We start from the raw sequence: 19,129 nt of genomic DNA on the forward strand, positions 1-19,129 counted from the left end.
GCCAGTGGACGACCTCATAGAGAAGACCCGGAAGATCGACGCCGAGCACTGGGCCACACACAACCGGCCCACCTCCGCGGAATCGCTCCGCAAATGCCTTCACGTGGGTACTCGACGCGGACGGGACCTGGTTGCCGCAGTCCGAGCGAGCTACGGCCTCACCGGCCCACGCGGCGACCACTCGTGGCGTCGTCCACGTACTTCGCTCCCCTGGGTGGGCTTCGCACCATGAAGTTGTCAGACAGCGTCCGAACAGCCATGAGGTGTCGCGGCTCAATGCGAGTGGGTCGAGGCGGGGAACTTCTGGGGTGGCGTGGCGCTACGGCAGGTCGTGCCGTGGCTGCGTAGCGGCGCCGACGATGCCGACCTGTCCACCATCATCGAGCAGGCGCTATGCCTGGGGTGCTCCACCGCTCCCGACTGGTGAGCCCTGTACCTGCCGATAACTCCATCCGTGCAGGTTGAAGCCGTACTTAGCGTGAGGAGCCGACGCCCGCCCGGTACGCCTCGTCGAAGTGCTTGAGCGCCCGGGTGCGGGTGGTGGTCCGGCCGACCCCGCGGCACCGCTGGTGACGAACCGCTCCTCGTGTCGACCGCGCGCTGCCGCCGGGCTTTGCGCGACACGTTCGCACCGTCCTCGGAAACCGCCCACCGCAACCCAGTCGACCGCGCCGCGGTCGTCGGCGGGCAGCACGACCTTCACGTGGTGCTCGAAGTACAGCTCGTCGGAGCGTCCAGGTCGGACGCGGGCACCCCATCGTTCCACGGCGCGGCTTCGATCCGGACCCGCAGGACCCGAAGCCCCTCCACCGCCGAGCCGGCCCGCCACCACCCGGCAAGGCGGTGCAGATCCTCCAACGTGCCACTGCCGCGCACCGTCAGCATCGGCTGGGATGGCGTGTCGCCGCGGTTGAGCAGGATGTGGGTGAACTTCGCACCCCGCGCGGAGGCGAACGCGGCCAACGCGTCCGTCTGCTCCGCGGAGCCGTCAACGGCTGCGGAGTCGCCGACGGCTACGGATCCATCGGCGTGTGGGGAGAACAGGACGGGCTCGGCGCCGCCGGCCGCAGCTCACCGTCGTCCGGCTCGGCGCGGAGAAACTCGTACCGCTCGATCTCGATCCCGCTCCTCCTCGCGGTGGCCGCCACCAACTCCTCGTGGATCCCACGCGACTCGGCGCCGACGACCGCGCTCTCCGCGCGGCGCCCCATCTCGAACCACCGGTCGCTCAGCTTGCTCAAGGCAATCGCCTCGACCAGTCGGTCACCTTGCTCGCGGTGCACCGCGAGCGCACGCTGGTAGAAGCCTTCTGCCTGGTCCATGCGGTGCAGGCTGCGGTAGGCGTCGCCCAGCCGGTGCAGCGTGACGCCCTCGCTGTAACGATCGGTCCGGTCCGGAACGCCGTCCTCCGCCATGGCCAATGCCCCCTCGAACTCCTCGATCGCCCGCGCGGGGTCGTGCAGGTCGAGGTAGGCGTGGCCCAGGTTGCTGCGGGTACGGGCCTCGCCCATCCGGTCGCCGATGTCCCGGCGGATCGTCAACGATGCCGTGTAGTGCCGGACGGCGTCGGTGGCGCGCCCCAGCGCGCATTCGGCGTTGCCGATGTTGGACAACGCGTTGCTCTCGCCGAAGCGGTCGCCCAGTTCGCGGGCGAGCGCCAAGGCCTGTCCGTGGCACTCCAATGCTTTCTCGTGCTGCCCGACGCCGTGGTAGGCGTTCCCCAACGACGTGAGCGCGTTGCTCTCCCCCGCCCGGTCACTGATTCCCTGGCTCGCGCGGACGGCGGCGCGTGCGACGTGGATCCAGGCGTTCCAGTTCTTCCGGAAGTCGAAGTGGGGGTCCATCGCGGCGGCGAGGTCGCGCAGTTCGACGCGCAGCCCGAGCTCGCCAGCCAGGTCGACGCCGGCCACCAGGTTGGGGTGCTCGACGTCGAACCAGGCCACCGCGTCGGCCCGGGACGGGAAGCGAGGGCTGCACCGATCCGCCGGGACGCGCGGGTCCAACCGCTGTGCGGCGTACCGGGCGAGGTCGGCGTAATGGCGCACCAGCCGCTTCGCCGCGGCCGGGCGGTCCGGGTCCTGCTCGGCGAGTTCGCCCGCGTAGAGGCGCAACAGGTCGTGTATGCGCCATCGTCCGCGCGCGGACCCCGGCGCGACCAGGTACGCGTGCACCAACCGCCGCAGCGAGCGACGCGCCGCGGCCTCGTCCACCCGGACGAGCGCGGTCACGGCTTGCGTCCCGATCTCCGGACCGCCGCTCAGCGCGAGCAGCCGGAACACCCTGGCGTCGGCGTCGGCCAGCCGTTGGTAGGACAGGTTGAACGCGGCGCGCACGGACAGGTCGGCCTCGACGTCCAACTCGGCCAGCCGACCGCGCTCGTCCGCTAGGTCCGCGACCAGCTCCACCAGCGGCTGGGTGGGGTCGGCGGCCAGCAGCGCGATGGCGGTGCGCAACGCCAGCGGCAGGCCGCAGCACAGCTCCACCAGGCGCCGCGCCGACGCGGGGTCGGACCGCACCCGACCGTCGTCCGACCGCGCGGTGGTCAGCTCCGCGGCGAGCAAGGTCGTCGCCGGCTGGTCCGGCAGCACGTCGAGGTCCAGCAGCCGCGCGCCCTGGAGCCCCGACAAGGTGGTCCGGCTGGTCACCAGCACCCGGTGGCCACCACCGGGCAACAACGGCCGCACCTGCTCGGCGGACGCGGCGTTGTCGAGGATGATCAGCATCCGCCGCTCGGGCCGGTCGTGCTCGGCCAACACCGAACGCCACAACAACTCGCGCTCGCCGACCGCCGTGGGCACCTGCTCCGCCCGCACCCCGATGGCCACCAGCAGCGACCGCAGCGCGTCCGAGGCGGTGAGGTGCCGCCCACCGCGGTCGTAACCGCGCAGGTCGACCATCAGGACGCCACCGGGGACCACCCGTCGGCCACGGCACGCCGTGCCGCGTGCACCACCAACGCCGTCTTGCCGATCCCGCCCATCCCACCGACCGCGGACACCACCACCGCGTCACCACGTGCGCCGTTGCCCGGCCGCAGGGCGTCCAGCAGCTTCGCCACCTCCGCCTCACGGCCCACGAACACCGGTTGCGGAGGCAGCCCGGCCAAGGCCGTGCGCGCGGGCACCGGTGGAGCGACGTTGACGGTGCCGTGCACCGCACCGATCTGCACGGCGTTGCCCATGACCGTGCCGCCGATGTCGTTCACTGTCCGGCAAGGGCATCGGACAAGTGTGCGCCCGAACCCCCGAGCCACGGCGCGCATCGTGACACCGCCACCTGGATGGGTGATGCCTAGAAGATCACCGAGGCTGGTGGTTCGGTCAGCAGGGTTCGGAGGTGGTGGCGTGGTATGGGGTTTGGGCGCCCCAGCCGTAGCTGCCTTCCTCGCCCGGGCAGTTGTTCCACGTCCGGGAGCCGACCAGCGTGGTCAAGCTCGCGTCGCTGTAGTAGTCGACGAAGACAATGAACCGTTCCACCGGCGCGGCGACCGCCGGCGCCACCGTACTCACCACCACGCTCAGACCGAAAGCGGCTACCGCTGCGGCGAGCAAGCTCGTCCTGCGCCGACGGGCCATCAGGTCCTCCTTCACCGACTGCGACACGGGTTGTCGAGCGTAAGCGCCGATCACGCGCCCGAGCAGCGCCGTTCAGCCGCCGGCAGCACGCATTCGTGTGACGCCACCGACCCTGGTGTGCGAAGGACAAACGCCTTGGTCGGCGCAAAGCGCGCCGGAGCGCGCATTCCATGTCGCAGGGCAACGACCCATGGCCAGAGACGGCGGCGTGGACGTTCGACCGTGGCCAGGTCAGACACGTTGCCGCAGGTAAGCTGCGACCACCCCGCAGCGAGCCGCTGCAATGACGTCTGCCCCCTGACTCGACCCACGTAGCAACGGCGTCTGCGGTCAATACAGCCCCGCGATCCTCTCAGCCCACTGCGCACTTCCAACGGCCCGTTCGCCAACAACCAGGTTGGTAGTCCGCATTTTTCGAGGTTGTCCGGTTCGATGGAACGGTATGAACCGTTGACACGATGGTTGGTATAGGTGACGGATCGGGAGCGGGGTGTTCGAGTGGGTGGCGGTTCGGGTCCGTTGCGGGTGTTCATCTCGTACGCGCACGAGTCGGACGAGCATGTTGAGCAGGTGCGGGATCTGTGGATCTTTCTGCGTCGGTGCGGGATCGACGCCAAGCTCGACCGGGTCGCCGGGCAGCGTCGGCAGGACTGGGCGCTGTGGATGGGTGACCAGGTCCGTCAAGCCGACCACATCCTCGTGGTCGCGTCCATGGCGTATCGGGAGCGCTCGGAGGGGCGTTCGGCGCCGGAAGTGGGCAAGGGGGTGCAGTGGGAGGCCCGTCTGATCCGTGATGCCTTCTACCGCGACCAGCGGGCGCTGGACCGGTTTGTGCCGGTGGTGCTGCCGGGTCAGTCGACGGAGGGTGTGCCTGATTTCCTCGCTCCGGCCTCCACCACCGTCTACACGGTGCGGGAGTACACCCCGACCGGTGCCGAGCAGCTGCTCCGCTTCCTGCTGGACCAGCCCGAGGAGGTCGAGCCACCGCTGGGGGCGGTGCCGACGTTCGGGCGGCGCGATCATGGTGCACTTGTGGGCGACGCCCCCAGGGCCGATACAGGCGGGCCTGACAGTGCGGCCGCGGCGGGTCAAGCTCCCCGGACAGGCGCCCGCGGAGGTGGTATGCGGATCGACCAGCGCGCTTCCGCCGGCGGGGCGAGCACCGTGGTGCAGGCGGGTCGGGATGTCGTGTCCTATACCCGGATACAGCACTTCCACGGTGTGTCCCCGTCGCTGTTGATGGGCTTGGGACAGATCCCGCAGGGCACGTCGGACGGCGGGACCGGAGAGAGGTCGGCGTTGACGGTCCGCGTGGACTCGATCCACTCCTGTTCCCAGGGGTGGTTCCATGCTTTCCGACGGGATGACGCCGGGGCGGCCGACCAGTTGGCGCGCAGCCTACGGTTGCCCCGCGACGTGCAGGGGATGGATCTGCTGTTTCGTCGGCAGTTGGCGGCGGGCGCCTACGTCCTGTCGGACTATGGGGATCCGACCTCTGTCGTGCTGAGCCTGCACAACGCCACCGGGCACGATGTGGTCGTCCGGGATGCGATCGTGACCGACAAACGGGACGAGGCTGTCGTGGACGGGACCGCGTTCTGGATCGAAGCCGGTGCCTACAACGACGACCCGATCACCTTCCGGCTCGATACCGCCTATCCAGTGGCCCGGCTGGTGGACGAGGGCGTGGACAAGGGCGCCTACTTCGACAGCCGTCGAGTGGTTGTTCCCGCCGGCGGTCAGGCCGTGCTGCCGCTCCGGTTCGACGCGGTGCACGCCGCGCACACGTTCGGTCTGCTCCTGAAGTGGGACTGGGCGGGCGGCAGCTACTCGACCATTGTGGACAACGAAGGGCAGCCGTTCAGGGTGTCCCCGATGATCCGGCACCACGGCGAACAATCGGACGAGTTCACCCCGATGCAACGTCAGGCCCGAGCGGCCCTGCGTTACGAGCGCGTCCTCGGCATGGAATACGACGACAGTGGCAACCAGGTGCTTGTCGAGCGCTCTCCGGACGGCGATTCCGACAGCGTCAACCGCCCGTGACCGCCCCTGATCGACAGGTTGTGCCACCCCCACTTCCGGTTACGGGTTCACCGGCAGCGGTGGAGGCGACCGGCAGCAGCCTCGACGAACAAACGCGGCAGTGTCAGCCGCGTCGTCCTCCGGTCGGCCCGGTTGGCGGTTCCGGACGGGTGAACCTTAAGTACGCGTTGAGACGAGTGGGGTTTTCGGGTGGCTGGTGAAGCAGGTCCGCGGTGGGTGTTCATCTCGTATGCGCACGAGTCGGACGAGCGCGTCGAGCGGGTGCGGGATCTGTGGATCTTCCTGCGTCGGTGCGGGATCGACGCCAAGCTCGATCGGGTCGCCGCCCAGCGGCGGCAGGACTGGGCGCTGTGGATGGGCGATCAGATCCGCGAAGCCGACCACATCCTCGTCATCGCCTCCCCCGCCTACCGACAGCGCGCCGAGGGGTCCGCCGAGCCGGATGAGGGACGGGGTGTGCAGTGGGAGGCCCGTCTGATCCGTGATGCCTTCTACCGCGAGCGGCGGGCGCTGGACAGGTTCGTGCCGGTCGTGCTGCCGGGTCAGTCCAGGGAGGGGATCCCCGACTTTCTCGGTCCGGCTACCTCGACGTGGTACCGGGTCGAGGATTACACGCTCGACGGTGCCGAGACGTTGCTGCGGTTGCTGCTCGACCAGCCCGCGGAGGTCGAACCGGGTATCGGCACCGTGCCCGTGCTCGGTCAACGCGACCACATCCTGTCGTCGTCGGCACGCCCGGTGGTGGGTCTTCCCGGCGGAAGGTCGATGCGGCACGAGTTGGATATGCGACTGGACCGCGAGGGCAACGGCCACGTGCGGACCCGCGTGTTGGTCGACAGCGCGTTGCTGGGCGAGCAGGTCCGGGCGCTGCCCGCCGGGATCTGGGCCTGGCACGGGGAACTGCGCAGCACGCGGGGTGCTGAGCGGCTGGTTATGCTGGGCAAAGCGCTGTGGGAGGCGCTGTTAGACGAGGCACCGGCGGGCGGCTGGTGAATCTGATCGACCGCAGCCCGGTGAGCAGCACGGTCGATGTGGTGGTGCACCTTCCGGAGGAATTGTCGGCGCTACCGGTGGAACTGCTGCGGCTACCCGATGGTCGTTTGGCGGCCACGGTGCCCGGTGTGCGGTTCGCCCGTCGCTTGGACGGTGTGGAACGTGCGGCGACGCCGCCGCTGGCCGGGCCGTTGAAGATCCTGGCCGCGGTCGCCGCCCCGGAGGAGACCGCTACGTCGAACCCGCCGTTGGATGTCGAGGCGGAGATGCAGGCGCTGCTGGACGCCGTCACCGACCTCGAGTTGGGACTCACGACCGACTCCGACACAGTGGCGGCGCAGGTGCGGATCCTGGAGGTCGCCTCACTGGACGAGATCGGCCGTGCTCTGTCCGCCGACCAATACCACGTGCTGCACCTGTCCGCGCACGGCTCCGACAGTACCGTCGAACTGGAGGACGAGGACGGGCACCCCGTACCCGCCGATGCGGACCGTCTGGTGGCCGCGCTGCGGGCGGGCGAGCGGCCGTTGCCGCTGGTGGTGCTGTCCAGCTGCCGCGGTGCCGCCACCGGCACCGCGGGACTGGCCGCCGCCCTCGTGCGCCACGGCGCCGACCGAGTTATCGCCATGCAAGCCGCCATCAGCGACGACTACGCCACCGAACTCGCCCGCGACCTCTACACCCACCTCGCCCGCAACCCCGAGGCACCCGTGTCCACCGCCCTGGCCACCGCCCGCCGCCAAGCCGCCGAACGCCTCAGCGAACGCGCCCGCAAGGCAGGCACCCCAGCACCGAGACCCGAGTCTGCGGTCCCGACCTTGATCTGCGGCGGCGTCGACAATCCCCTGCGCACCACCACCCAACCGGCCGCACCGCTGCACCGCCCGGCTCTGGCACCCGGCGGGACCGGGGTTCGTGAGCTGCCGATGGGGCGGTTGATCGGACGACGGGCCCAGGTACGCACCGCCATGGCCGTGCTGCGCGGCACGGCACAGGACCGGGAGAAGGTCGGGGACTGGGCCGGAGTGGTACTGACCGGAATCGGCGGAATCGGCAAGACCGCCGTCGCCGGCCGCATCGCCACCCGCGCCCGCGAGCAAACCTGGACCGTCGCCGAACACGTCGGCCTCTGGAACCCCACCGTATTGATCGACGCCGTCGCCGACGCCCTCACCGACCCGCGCCACAGTCAGCTTGTCGCGGCGTTGCGCGATCCTCGAGTGGACGCCACCGCGAAGGTCGGCCAGGTAGCGCGGTTGCTGTCCGGGACACGGTTGCTGCTGCTGTTCGACGACTTCGAGCAGAACCTCGACCCCGACGGCCGGTTCCTCGACCCCGGCTTCGCCGAACTGTTCACCGCGCTCTGCGACGCCGCCCACACCGGAGGCATCCTGGTCACCTGCCGCCACCCCATTCCCGACAGCGACACCCTGCTCCGCCTCGACCTGCCCCCACTCTCACCGGCCGAGCAACGACGCCTGTTCCTACGTCTACCCGCCCTGCGCGTGCTGTCCACCGACGACCGACGACTGATCGCGGCCGCCATCGGCGGACACCCCCGACTACTGGAATTCCTCGACGTCCTGCTGCGCCAGGGCACCGCTGCGGATTTCCGCCACGTCACCAGCAAACTCCGCACCCTCGCCCGCGATGAAGACCTCGACCTCCGCCCCGGCCGCAACCTCGCCACCGGCATCAGTGACACCGTCCGCCTCGGCAGCCGAGACATCCTGCTCGACACCCTCTTGGACCAACTCACCTCCGACCAACGAGAACTGGCCCTTCAAGCCAACCTTGCCCGCGCCTCCCTCACCCACCGCGACCTGGCCCACACCCGCCACGGCCCGGGCTCCACCCCCGAACAACTCCGTGTCCTGAACCAGGATGTCGAGAGGTTGCGCGACCTCACCCTGCTCACCACCACACCCGACGACGAACTGCTCATGCACCCCTGGGTCGCCACCGCGCTACACCACACACCCGACGAACTGCTCACCCGCCACCGACGTGGTGCCGCCATGCGCCTACACCGCCTCAACACCGGGCCCGGACGCACCGAAGACATCGCCGACCTGATCCACCACCTGGCCGGACACCACGACTACGACACGGCCACGGGCGTAGCCTTCCATGCCTGCGACATGCTCGGAGGCCAGGTCGCCGTCGCGGCACTCCTCGCCGATGCTCTTCCTCTCATCCCGACCGACCACCCCAACTATCTCGCCCTCGCCGACCGTGAATGCCAGGCACTACAGAACATCGGCCTCACCACCGCCACCACCCAACGACGCCACCACCTCCTCACCATCACCGAACAACGCGTCACCACCGACCCCGACAACGCCCAATACCAACGCGACCTCAGCGTCAGCCACAACAAGCTGGGCAACCTCGCCATAGCCCGCGGCGACACCACCACCGCCGAACACCACTACAACGCCGCCCTGGCCATCCGCGAACACCTCGCCACCACCGACCCCGACAACGCCCAATACAGGAAAGATCTGGAAGTCACACAGGGCGCCATACAAAAATTGAAGGAAGAAGACCTTCAAGAGGAACTGTAGAACGAGCGACTCTGGCTCATAGTCGGCCGTTATAGGGTCTGTCAAACGAGCGGCTCTGGCCCATAGCCGGTGGTGACGCTGAGTACCTGTCAGGGTAGGAGGATGCGGTGGCGGAGTAGGTCGAATCCGGCGCTGTGCCTGCCGAAAACCTCAGCCATGCAGGAAAGACGCCCGGATCGACCCGGCGCCCCGGCGCACCACGACGACCTGGTCGGCCTCCTCCGCCCGCAGGCTGATGCTCTTCCTGCCTGTGACTTCGTCGAGACCTGGACGCCGTCGTGGCGGCCCGCGTCCTCCGTCCCGGTCTCGGCTCGGGGTCGTTGGTCGTGGTCGTGATGGTCTGCGTCGGCGTGAAGGTGACGGGCAGGTCCGGAGACCGCCGCTCCGGCGTTCCGCAGCGGAGGTGGTGGTTGCCGGTGGCGAGGCCGGGGATGTCGGGGAGTCGTCGCCCGACGTGGACAAGGCGACCGGTCCGGGACAGCGGTGACTGCGGCTGCGACGTCGGCGGCGTGCTCGACGACCAGCTACCTGCCGTCGGACGGACACATCGTCCAGATCGCCGGCGCTGTTGGCCGAAGAGACCAGCCACCCCCGCGATCCTGACTGCGGCAACCGGTGTCATCCCTGGCCGACGATCCGCTCGGTCGGCCAGCGCTCCACGTCCACCACGATCTCCTTCGAGTGCCCCTCGGTGGTGTGATGATTGGGCAGCGGTGGCCGGTGGGGCGGGCTGGAGGAGGGCGCGTCGGGCCTGAACGGCCGGTTGTACCGCGAGTCGGTCCCGAAGCCTGTGATCCGGCGCCTGGCCGAGCAGCTGGGCGTGCATCACGAGGCGTTGCGGAACTGGATCCGGCAGGACGAGTCCGACCGCGGCGAGCGGGACGACCGGCCCACCGCGACCGAGTCCGAGGAGTTGCGCCGGCTGCACAAGGAGAACGCGGAACTCAAGCGGGCCAACGAGATCCTGAAGACAGCGTCCGCGTTTTTCGCGGCGGAACTCGACCCGACCCGGCGACGGTCGTGAAGCTCGTCGAGCAGCTTCGCGGCCGCTTCGGGGTCGAGTTCGTCCTCCGGGTCCTGGGTGTCTCCTCCTCCACCTACCGCGGCTGGGTGGCCCGACAGACCGACCCGTCCCGCCGTGAGCGCGAGGACCGGGCGATCACCGCCGAGATCACCGACATCCACACCGCCTCCGGCGGCACCTACGGCAGCCCGCGGGTTCATCAGGTCCTGCGGCGTCGGGGCGTCCGCGTGTCTCGCAAGCGGGTCGAGCGGCTGATGCGCCAGGCCGGTCTGCAGGGCGCCTTCCTGCGTAAACAGTGGCGGACGCCGTCGACCAGGCGGGATCCACGAGCGGCACCGGCACCCGATCTGGTGAACCGGGACTTCACCGCGGCCGCGCCGGACCGGTTGTGGGTGGCCGACGCGACCCGGATCCGCACCGGTGAGGGTGTGTTCTGGCTCGCGGCGGTGCGTGACGCGTTCTCCAACCGGATCGTGGGCTGGAAGACCAGCGACCGCTGCGACACCGACCTGGTGCTCGGCGCCCTGGAATACGCGATCTGGTCCCGCGACGTGCGCGACGGGCAGTTGATCCACCACAGCGACCGCGGGTCGACCTACACGGCCTTCCGGTTCACACAACGGTTGGCGGACAACGGAATCCTGCCGTCGATGGGGTCGGTCGGCGACTCGTATGACAATGCCCTGATGGAGAACTTCTTCTCCACGTTGAAGATCGAGCTGGTCTACCGCCGCTCCTGGCGCACCCGCGACGAGGCCGAGAACGAACTGTTCCACTATATCGACGGGTTCTACAACACCGAACGCATCCAGAAGGACCTCGGCTGGCTCAGTCCCGACGAGTATGAAGCCGCTTGGCACGCCGCTCAGACCCAGCCAGCTACCATCCCGGCGGCACCGATCGCATCCAGGTAACAACCGCCTCGGGTTATCGGGGGAAGCTCATAGTAGCCGCGTTGCCGGTCGTAGTACTCGCGATACCGCGACGGCGACACGGGGCAGGTGCGGACTGTGTAGCCCTCTCGCAGTGCAGCCTGAGTCAAGGCGTGCAGGATCAATAGGCATCGGTGCCGCAAATGCTCGGGCATGATAAGGCGGTGGGTGTCGCGGCGAAGTTCCTCGATCGCGGGGTGCGCGTCGCGCAACTGCTCCGGCATGGGTACTTCGACGAGGCTCGGTGGGTTGCGTCGGATGCTGCTCGGATGGACTCCGGGCAGCAGCTGCACGATGAGGCTTCCGTCCTGGATGCGGAGTGTCTTCAGCCGCGTTCCAGACGGTACTAGTCGATGGCGTTTGGCGTAGTCGATGGTTCGTCGCCACTCGGCGAGCGTGTGCTGATCGGTGCACTCGAGGCGCACGAGGGTTTTCGCCGCCAGTCGTCGGAGTAGTTCGGTGGCCACCTCTGCGCGGCGTCGGGCGGTGGCGGCGGGCGGTTCCCGCGGTGAACCCTGGTTGGTCGGTGGCGCAGTGACCCGAGGTGGTTTCCGCGCCTGGGCCGGTGCGGTGTCCTGAGTGGTCGGGCGGTTCGGGTGATGTCCGCGTTCCAGATAGAAACGGCCTGCGTCCGTCATGGCGGCCGTCCAGTGCTTGTTCACCTTGGTCAGCAGCGGGAGCCCGCGGTCGCGCAGCGCCCGTGCCGACAGCCGCGCCGTCCCGTCCGCGGGGGCGCTCAAGGTGTCGCCTGCCGCCACGCGGTGCAGGACTGCGAGTTGCCGGTCGTTCAACGGTGCCCAGCGCCGCACGACATCAGTGTCGCGGCGGCACACGCAGGCCGAAAGTCGATCTATCCGCAACCACGGCATGTGGGTTGTGGTCCGTTCCCTCGGCGTGCCCCTGGGCTTGGACGGTGTCGCCTGGGGACGGTCCTGACCGGTCGCGGACCCGGCCAGAGTCGCGATAAGAACAAGCATCTCGCAATAGCGAAACTCGTTCAGGTGAATTTCATATACCCATCGAGCCGATGGACCAGCGGGCCGATAACGGCCGATCAGAGGACAACGGAGAGGAGCAGCGGGCCGGGAACCGCAATTCTGCGAGTTTATCGCGACACCCACTTCCTGCTGACGTGCACGAACACCGGTTCGGCTCTTCCGTCATGTGATCAGCACCGTCGCCGTACGGCGAGTGGGTCGAGCCGTCGGAGACCGAGGTCCTGCCAAAGGCACTGCGGGGGATGCGGGAATTCATGCCGCATCCACTGCCGTCCGACGTCATTGTACCCACCGAAACCACCGCGTGCAGGCGATGGACGGATTGGCTCTAGAGCCTTTCCGGCCTCTCGGGAAGGATCACGGGCACAGGTACTGGCCGTAGCCACTTGTCACCCTTCTCGAAGTCTTCCGTTGTTGTCCAGCCAATAGGCCAAGCTGGAGAATCTTCATGAGTAAGGGCTGCACTTAGCTTGACATTCGGCGGAGCAAGAGTCGGAAAATATGCAAACCATGTACCATTCCATGCCACGACTCTGTGAAAAAACACTGTCCTGAACTGAACCGAGTCGTCGAACGTTACCCGAGAGAACCATGCCGACAGAAAATGGATGCTGCTGAAAAGTGTTTCGCCAGCGAACGCGGCACCCCTGAAGTCGACGAAGGCGAAGACGACTCCGGAAAATGATACGTCCTTGGCGAACCTCGTCGAGGTGAAATACGCGCTTCTCTTGAAGGTCAACCCTTGGAACCATCCATGACCGGAAAACGTCACTCCGCCTAGGTATGCGTCACCGTGGCAAGTGACCGCACGGAACCCGGCAAAATTCCCGAAATGAGCTTGATAGAACAGGACATCACCCTTGAAAGTAACTCCGGTAAACGAAGTATCTTTGGTGAACACTGCTTCCTCGAAAGAGGCATCCTGAGCAAACTCCACTCCTGCAAACGACGCTCGCCCGTCGAACGTCACCTCGCCAAAGGATGTGTAACCAGCGAAGCGAGTCCTGCCCGCTTTCGGGGTACCGAACACTGCGTCGCCGCCGAACGTGGCTTTCGCGAATGATGCGTCCCCTGTGAAGGCGACTTCGTTGAAACTGGCTCGACCCGTGAAGATCGTTTCGCTGAACTGGGCTTCGCCAGCAAAGTGAGCGCCGTCAAAGCTGGCATCGCCAGAGAAGGTTGCCCCTTTGAACTGTGCATGACGGATGCGACAGCCGGTGAGGCTAAAATCGATAAGTATTGCACCTGCAAGGTCGACGTCGAGATTCGGCCAAAAGGTGTCGACGGGACGTCGTGTGTTGTCGCCCGGATGCAGATGTCGAGCTAGAAGGCGCTGGGCGGTGAGTCGTACTTCGCGTTCCTGGCGTCGTTCCTCGTCACTTGGTGTCGAAGTAGGTGGAGCGAGAACGGCACGGCGCAAGGCCGCAATAGAAGAACTCCGCCGGGCCGAGTCGCCGACTAGCGACCGCCCTACTCCGCGCAGGCGGCGCGTTCCCGGCTTGGCAGGAGGTGGACTGAAAGGTGCACGGAGGTAGGCGCAGACTACTGCAACTATAGCTGGCGGTGTTTCGGATTGTCCTGAGCTACTCGTTCTAGTGCGTAAAGTGCGCCGTGGCGAACTGCGGCCCGTTCGGACCCGAGCTGCTCAACGGACCTGATGTACAAGTCAGTCAGTCGGCGTTCGGTGGCGTCGTGTTCGGTGGCCCACTGCCGTCTCCAGGCCAACACCAGGGTCATGACTGCACCAGTCCCGGCACCGACAGCCAGAGCGGTCCGGATAAGCTCTAGCCTGCCAGTCGAACTCCCAGTGTCCAGTACCAGTTGAAGCACCAACACTGCCACGGTTGTTAGCAGTGTTACCGGCACCAAGATCACTAGCGTCGGTCGCCACCACGACCCGACGGGCAGCAACTGCCGGGTGCGCCAACCACGCTTGCCCTTAACCATGCTCTAAGCATCCCGCCATGTGCGGAAGGTGCACGAGCGTGGCCAGCAGACGGTCAAGTAACGCCAACCGCTACCTCAAGCCCAGGGCCCGCCGCGCGCAGCCGTGATCAAGCCGCACGTCGCGCATCCTGCCGCGCATGCCAGACCGGGCAGGCCTCCGCCGCCGACCCAGCGATCACCCGGGCCGACAGACCTCGCGCACGCTGTTCAGCAGCCAGCCTGGGATCGTCCGTCACCTCGCAGCTTCCCCCCGTGCTGTCGTATTGACCACCGGTACGACGGCCTTCAGTGTCCGATGCACGTTCAGGGCAGCTCGGTCGCTGAAGCCACCGGTCTGAAGATCGTTTGATGGTCTCTGCTAGTTACACCACCGATCGCTTACAATCCGTCACCCTTGGTGAACTCAGATGCTACTCAAGTGAGAGCAAGGCTCGTCTTGCCGATACGCAAAGTAGCGAATTGCTCTGAACGGGCTACTTCGGTAACGCTTTCGTGGACGGCGGCTGCTCGGAGGCCGGTTTTGTCGGTGTCGAGGTCTATCTTGCCGCGCATGGCGCGACGCACGTCATCGACTGAACGAAACGACAGAGCTGGCCCGACCGTGGCCCGCCGAGTGGAACACGGTGGCTATCAGCCTTGTGGCCAGCGGGTTCGTCGAACTGGCGCAGAAGTTGGACCGGCAGGGTGCCTTCCCGGTGCCGTATCCCCCTGCCTTGCAGCGTGGTCTTGACCGGCTGACGGCGATGGGCGTCGTGGCCGACGCGGAAGTGCCGCGCAGCGTCATGGACTTGGCGGCGTGGGCGCACCGCCCGTTCTCGGAGTGGCCCTTCCGTCCTGACGTGGAGGGGTTGAACGACGACGAGGCGCTTCTGGTGGACGGCAAGCCCAGCACGGCGTGCCTGGAATGGGCGGTGGTGAGTGGCGACGTCGAGGGCGAGATCCGGGAACGTCTCCTGATCCACGGTGTGCTGGATGTGTGCAAGGCGAACGACGATCCTGACGCCTACGTGCGTTTTCGGCAACTCTTGGTGGAGAAGCCGGCCATGTCGGAGCGAGATCTGCTGGTCACGATGGCCAAACCCGGCTACGTGGTACTCGCTCAACACCTGCGAAACGCCTACCGCTCGGCGCCAGCGGAAGCCTTGGTTGACGGAGAGGCGGTGGTGTGCGGAGGTTGCGGACACCTGTGGATCGTGCAGCTTGACGGTGTCCGCCGATGCGGTGAGTGGGACTGCCCGGCGCCGACGACCATCAAGAAGCGACTGCCCGCCTCGGAGGGTGTGGTGTGGCTGAGCCGCGAGTTGCGCATGTTCGTGTCCGGCCCGGGACGTGCGGAGCTGCGGATCGCCAAGGCGCTGGAGCGCGCGGGAGTCACCGTGCGGTTGTGGCCCGACTTCGACGCCTGCGACGTCCTGCCGGTGGAAGTGCCGTGGGCGGCTGACGTCAAGTCGTGGACGAACCCCGTTCGGCTGGCCTGGCGGTTGACCGAGCGGCCCTTCATAGTCCCGCGCGGCGCGGAGCGTGGCTTCATCGTGATCGCGAAGGAACAGACGGCGGGTCGACCCGAGTACCTGCGGGCTCTGCGGAACCACTGCGCCTGGTTGAAGGGGCAGTCCCGCGTCGAGGCGGTGTCGGAGAAGACGTTCATCGAGCGGGTGGTCCGCGAGTTCCGGAAGGCGCAGGCGTGAGGGACAGCAGCACGTGGAAGAAGGACATCGCCAAGACGCTGCGGCGTGAATCGGATGCCCCGGAAGGGCGGGCGGTACTGCGGCTGATCGACATCGAGCTGGTGCTGTACCTGGTCCAGCAGGTCGCTCCGGACCAGTCGGTCCTCGACGCCTGGGCGTTGCTGGGTGGACATCCCTTTCTGAACGTCGGCCGCACACCCGTCCCGGCCGAACACGAGTCCATGATCGGCGTGGCTCGGCACCTGGTGTTGTGGTTCAAGGACCGTGAGGACTGGCGTACCGCGCTGGAAGAGTACGTCGACTACCCGGAGAGCATTCGGGGCTTCGAAGTGGACCTGATCGCCGGTACGGCCTCACAACGTGAGCCCAGTGTGCTGGGCGACCGCTTCGACTACTACGAGGACGTCCTGTGCAATGCCCCGCCGGATCTGACGAGCAAGATCACGACTGCTGGGCCTGGACGCTATTTCAACCAGGCCGAGCCGACGACCAGCGTGACGATCCCGGACTGGTTTCCCAGCCGCCCCCGTGGCCGCGGCCACGATGTGCTGGCCCGACGTGACCGGGAGCCGATCGATCTGAAGTGGTCGGAACTGGTCGCTGCGGCACAGTGGGGCGACGATCGCGAGGCCGAGCTGAAGTGGCCGGAGAAGATGCGGTCGAACTGGGTGGACCGGCTGACGCGGGTGACTCTCGAAGTCCGTCAAGCCGACGACAGCTTCTCCGAGTCGAAGGAGCTGACGATCGCCGGGATCATGCACATGATCGGCATGGTCGGGGCAGGCAAGAGCACGCTGGTGGAAGTGCTACTTCTGTGGTGCCACCTCAACAACAAGCGCGTGTGCGTGGTCGCCGACAACGTGACGGCGGTGCTGCGCAAGACGGTGCACCTCCAGGCTCTCGGTGTCCGTGCGGCTCCCGTGCTCGGGCAGTCCAACCGCGTCCAACACTTGACGCGCCTGCACCGGTTGACCAACCCCCGCAACGGCCGTATCGCCCCGGTGGGCGACCAGATGTTCGACCTGACCAGCACCGCATGCTCGTTGGACGGCTTGCGCGATCACGCCGCGACGCCCTGGGAACTGCGGCATTCACCCTGCTCGGGTCTGATCCCCGAGGCTGGTGACGGCGTGGCCGACAAGCCGAAGGTCCACTCTTGTCCGGCGTGGCACACCTGCCAACGGCATGAGCCCTCGCGCGACTTGGTGGAGGCAACGGTCTGGGTTGCGACCACGGCGAGTCTCATCCACACCCCGGTGCCCAAGCAGCTCAACGAGGAACGGCTGCGCCATCTCGAACTCGCGTGGCGCCGCAGCGACCTGATCATCGTCGACGAGGCCGACCAGGTCCAGGCTCAGTTGGATTCGGTGTTCAGCCCCGAACAGCAACTCATCGGTGAGGACTACGACGCCTGGCTCGACGAGGTCATCGACCGCACCAAGAGGACGATCCGTCAAGCCGGCCGTGAGCCCATGCACGAGCCACTGGTGCGGCATTGGCTGGTCAACCTCGACAACGCCAACATCGCGGTGGACATCATCTACTCGGCGGTGTCACGCGACAGCGCGCGACCGCAACCGGCCCTGTCCCGCCGATGGCTGGACAAGGCGTACTTCACTGAGTGGACGCTGTCACAGCAGCTGGCCCAGTCCTGGGCAGGGTTCGGGCCGGCCAAGTCCAACAGCCACCGCCCCGCCGAGGGCTGGGAGGACAACCCGGTCTACCGCAGGTTGCGTCGGGCCTTCGATGGAGTGATCGACGATCCGCTCGGCGCGAAAGACACCGACGACGAGCTCACCCAGCGAATGATCACCCTCACCGCACAGGTCCTGCGGGATGCCAACGAGTCGGTTCGTCTTCGCAGGGTCGGCGACTGGCTGGAAGCCACCGCCAAAGAACTCGCAGAGCAGGGCTTGCCGCTGACCATCGACGATCTGGAGCGCCAAGCCGTCCGCCTCGAGTTCACCCTCGCGGTCGCGGTCCTGGCGAAATCCCTGGATCAGGCAATGGACATGTTCCGGGCCGTGGAGATGGAGCTGGGTCTGGAAGGCACCAGCTCCGCCCTGTTCCACCGCGCCCCGGCGGACTACCAGCCCGTCGTCCCGGACTCGCCGATGGGCAATGTGCTGGGCTTCCAATACCTCGACGAGGACCACGACCAGCGCAAGGGGCGCTCTAAAATGGGGCGCCTGCGGTTCTTCCGCTGCAGCGGCGTCGGCCGCTGGGTACTGCTGCACCTGCACGAGTTGTTCCGCACCGACTCCGACCGCGGCCCCAACGTACTGCTCCTGTCAGGCACGAGCTGGGCTGGCACCTCGGCGCGCTACCACATCGACATCCCCGTCACAGCGATCCTGACGCCCCCGAAGAAGGAACTGGCCGCGGTCCGGGCCAGCCGCTTCGAGTTCTTCCCCCTCTTCGCCGGTGACACCACGGCCCCGATCAAGGTGTCGGGCAAGTTCGGCGAGAAACGCGAACTGGCCTTGCGGCAGATGATCGCCGAGCTGGCCAACCCCGGCGCCGGCAAGAGCATCCTGGAACAACACCGGGACTCCCTGCCTGCGAACCGGCAACGACTGCTGCTGCTGGTCGGCAGCTACGCCGAAGCCCGCATGGTCGCCCAACACCTGGTCTCGCTGCGCACCAGCTGGCAGGACCAGGTCCTGCACCTGGTGGCCGACGACGAGGAGTTCACCGACTCCTGGGACGGCGCCAACGGCCTGCGACGCGGAGACGTGCACACCCTGGCCCACACATCCGCCTGGATCCTGGTGGCACCCCTGCTGGCCGTCGAACGCGGACACAACATCCTCAACGATGACAGCCAAGCCGCGATCGGGGCCGCCTACTTCCTCGTCCGACCCCATCCCCGTCCCGACGACCTCAGCTACGTCATCCAGCGCGTCAACCGGTGGGCCACCCACCAGATCCGCAATGGGTTCCCCGCCGTCGAAGCAGCCGACCGCGCAGCCCTGGGGCGATGCGCCACCGCATTCCGCTCCGCGGGTCACCGCCAATGGAGGTGGTTGCTCAACCTCAAGCTCGCCTACAGCAACCTCCCGGTACGCGAGCGCGAGGCCCTAGCCTGGACACAGCTGGTCACCATCTGGCAGGTGATCGGCCGTCTGGTGCGCGGCGGCGTGCCCGCCGAGGTCTACTTCTGCGACGCGGCCTTCGCCCCCAACGCGGCCCGCCGCTCGGAGAACAACAGCGACGACGCCTCCCTGAGCCTGCTCATCGGTCTGCGCGACGTTCTGGCGCCCTACTTCGCCGACGGCTGCACCGACCCCGACACCTACCTCGTCGAAACCCTCTACGGCTGCCTGTACGAAGCGCTCGCCCAGCTCGAAGGACTGTGA

13 protein-coding genes are annotated in these 19,129 nt (G+C 67.3%); 7 read left to right on the plus strand and 6 right to left on the minus strand.

Going from position 1 to position 19,129, the window contains the following annotated elements; all coding sequences use genetic code 11:
- Positions 1–699: 699 nt before the first annotated feature.
- From ABTZ99_RS05640 to ABTZ99_RS05655, 4 genes are all read right to left on the minus strand, one after another.
- Positions 700–963 (minus strand): hypothetical protein, encoded by a 264-nt coding sequence (locus ABTZ99_RS05640; RefSeq protein WP_499608429.1) that lies wholly within the window; start codon positions 961–963, stop codon positions 700–702.
- A 50-nt stretch (positions 964–1,013) separates the two neighbouring features.
- Positions 1,014–2,897: a tetratricopeptide repeat protein gene (locus ABTZ99_RS05645; RefSeq protein ID WP_499608431.1), complete on the minus strand. Its 1,884-nt coding sequence runs from the start codon at positions 2,895–2,897 to the stop codon at positions 1,014–1,016.
- Entirely contained in the window at positions 2,897–3,205 is a 309-nt protein-coding gene (locus ABTZ99_RS05650) for an ATP-binding protein (protein ID WP_499608434.1), read from the minus strand. Before ABTZ99_RS05650 ends, ABTZ99_RS05645 begins: the two co-directional genes overlap by 1 nt.
- 115 nt (positions 3,206–3,320) lie before the next feature.
- Positions 3,321–3,602 (minus strand): DUF6289 family protein, encoded by a 282-nt coding sequence (locus tag ABTZ99_RS05655; RefSeq protein WP_499608437.1) that lies wholly within the window; start codon positions 3,600–3,602, stop codon positions 3,321–3,323.
- A 498-nt stretch (positions 3,603–4,100) separates the two neighbouring features.
- Between ABTZ99_RS05655 and ABTZ99_RS05660 the strand changes: the two genes are divergently transcribed.
- The 5 genes from ABTZ99_RS05660 (at position 4,101) to ABTZ99_RS05680 (ending at position 11,119) form a co-directional block, all read left to right on the plus strand.
- Positions 4,101–5,621 carry an SEFIR domain-containing protein gene (locus ABTZ99_RS05660; RefSeq protein WP_499608439.1) on the plus strand — a complete coding sequence of 507 codons (1,521 nt, stop codon included), beginning with the start codon at positions 4,101–4,103 and terminating at the stop codon, positions 5,619–5,621.
- 216 nt (positions 5,622–5,837) lie between these two features.
- The gene (locus ABTZ99_RS05665; protein ID WP_499608441.1) at positions 5,838–6,614 is read left to right on the plus strand and encodes a toll/interleukin-1 receptor domain-containing protein; all 777 of its coding nucleotides are present in this window, start codon (positions 5,838–5,840) and stop codon (positions 6,612–6,614) included.
- Positions 6,611–9,181 carry a CHAT domain-containing protein gene (locus tag ABTZ99_RS05670; RefSeq protein ID WP_499608444.1) on the plus strand — a complete coding sequence of 857 codons (2,571 nt, stop codon included), beginning with the start codon at positions 6,611–6,613 and terminating at the stop codon, positions 9,179–9,181. Before ABTZ99_RS05665 ends, ABTZ99_RS05670 begins: the two co-directional genes overlap by 4 nt.
- Positions 9,182–9,884: 703 nt before the next feature.
- Positions 9,885–10,205, plus strand: coding sequence for a transposase (locus ABTZ99_RS05675; protein WP_499608448.1), 321 nt, complete (start codon positions 9,885–9,887; stop codon positions 10,203–10,205).
- Entirely contained in the window at positions 10,202–11,119 is a 918-nt protein-coding gene (locus tag ABTZ99_RS05680; RefSeq protein ID WP_499608450.1) for an IS3 family transposase, read from the plus strand. Before ABTZ99_RS05675 ends, ABTZ99_RS05680 begins: the two co-directional genes overlap by 4 nt.
- Here the strand turns inward: ABTZ99_RS05680 and ABTZ99_RS05685 are convergent.
- Together ABTZ99_RS05685 and ABTZ99_RS05690 are read right to left on the minus strand one after the other, a co-directional pair.
- The gene (locus ABTZ99_RS05685) at positions 11,071–11,946 is read right to left on the minus strand and encodes a hypothetical protein (RefSeq protein WP_499608452.1); all 876 of its coding nucleotides are present in this window, start codon (positions 11,944–11,946) and stop codon (positions 11,071–11,073) included. The two genes, ABTZ99_RS05680 and ABTZ99_RS05685, sit on opposite strands and share 49 nt — an antisense overlap.
- Before the next feature lie 517 nt (positions 11,947–12,463).
- Positions 12,464–13,555, minus strand: a complete 1,092-nt coding sequence (locus ABTZ99_RS05690; protein ID WP_499608454.1) for a pentapeptide repeat-containing protein — start codon at positions 13,553–13,555, stop codon at positions 12,464–12,466.
- Between the two features lie 1,150 nt (positions 13,556–14,705).
- On the opposite strand from ABTZ99_RS05690, the gene ABTZ99_RS05695 reads away from it, so the two are divergent.
- On the plus strand, positions 14,706–15,770 hold the full coding sequence (locus tag ABTZ99_RS05695; RefSeq protein WP_499608457.1) for a restriction endonuclease-related protein: 1,065 nt from the start codon (positions 14,706–14,708) through the stop codon (positions 15,768–15,770).
- A complete protein-coding gene (locus ABTZ99_RS05700) occupies positions 15,767–19,129 on the plus strand; it encodes a pPIWI_RE_Z domain-containing protein (protein WP_499608460.1) in 3,363 nt (1,120 codons plus the stop codon). The genes ABTZ99_RS05695 and ABTZ99_RS05700 overlap by 4 nt, the downstream gene beginning before the upstream one ends.

Source organism: Actinosynnema sp. NPDC002837, assembly GCF_040295345.1.
Classification (GTDB): domain Bacteria; phylum Actinomycetota; class Actinomycetes; order Mycobacteriales; family Pseudonocardiaceae; genus Actinosynnema.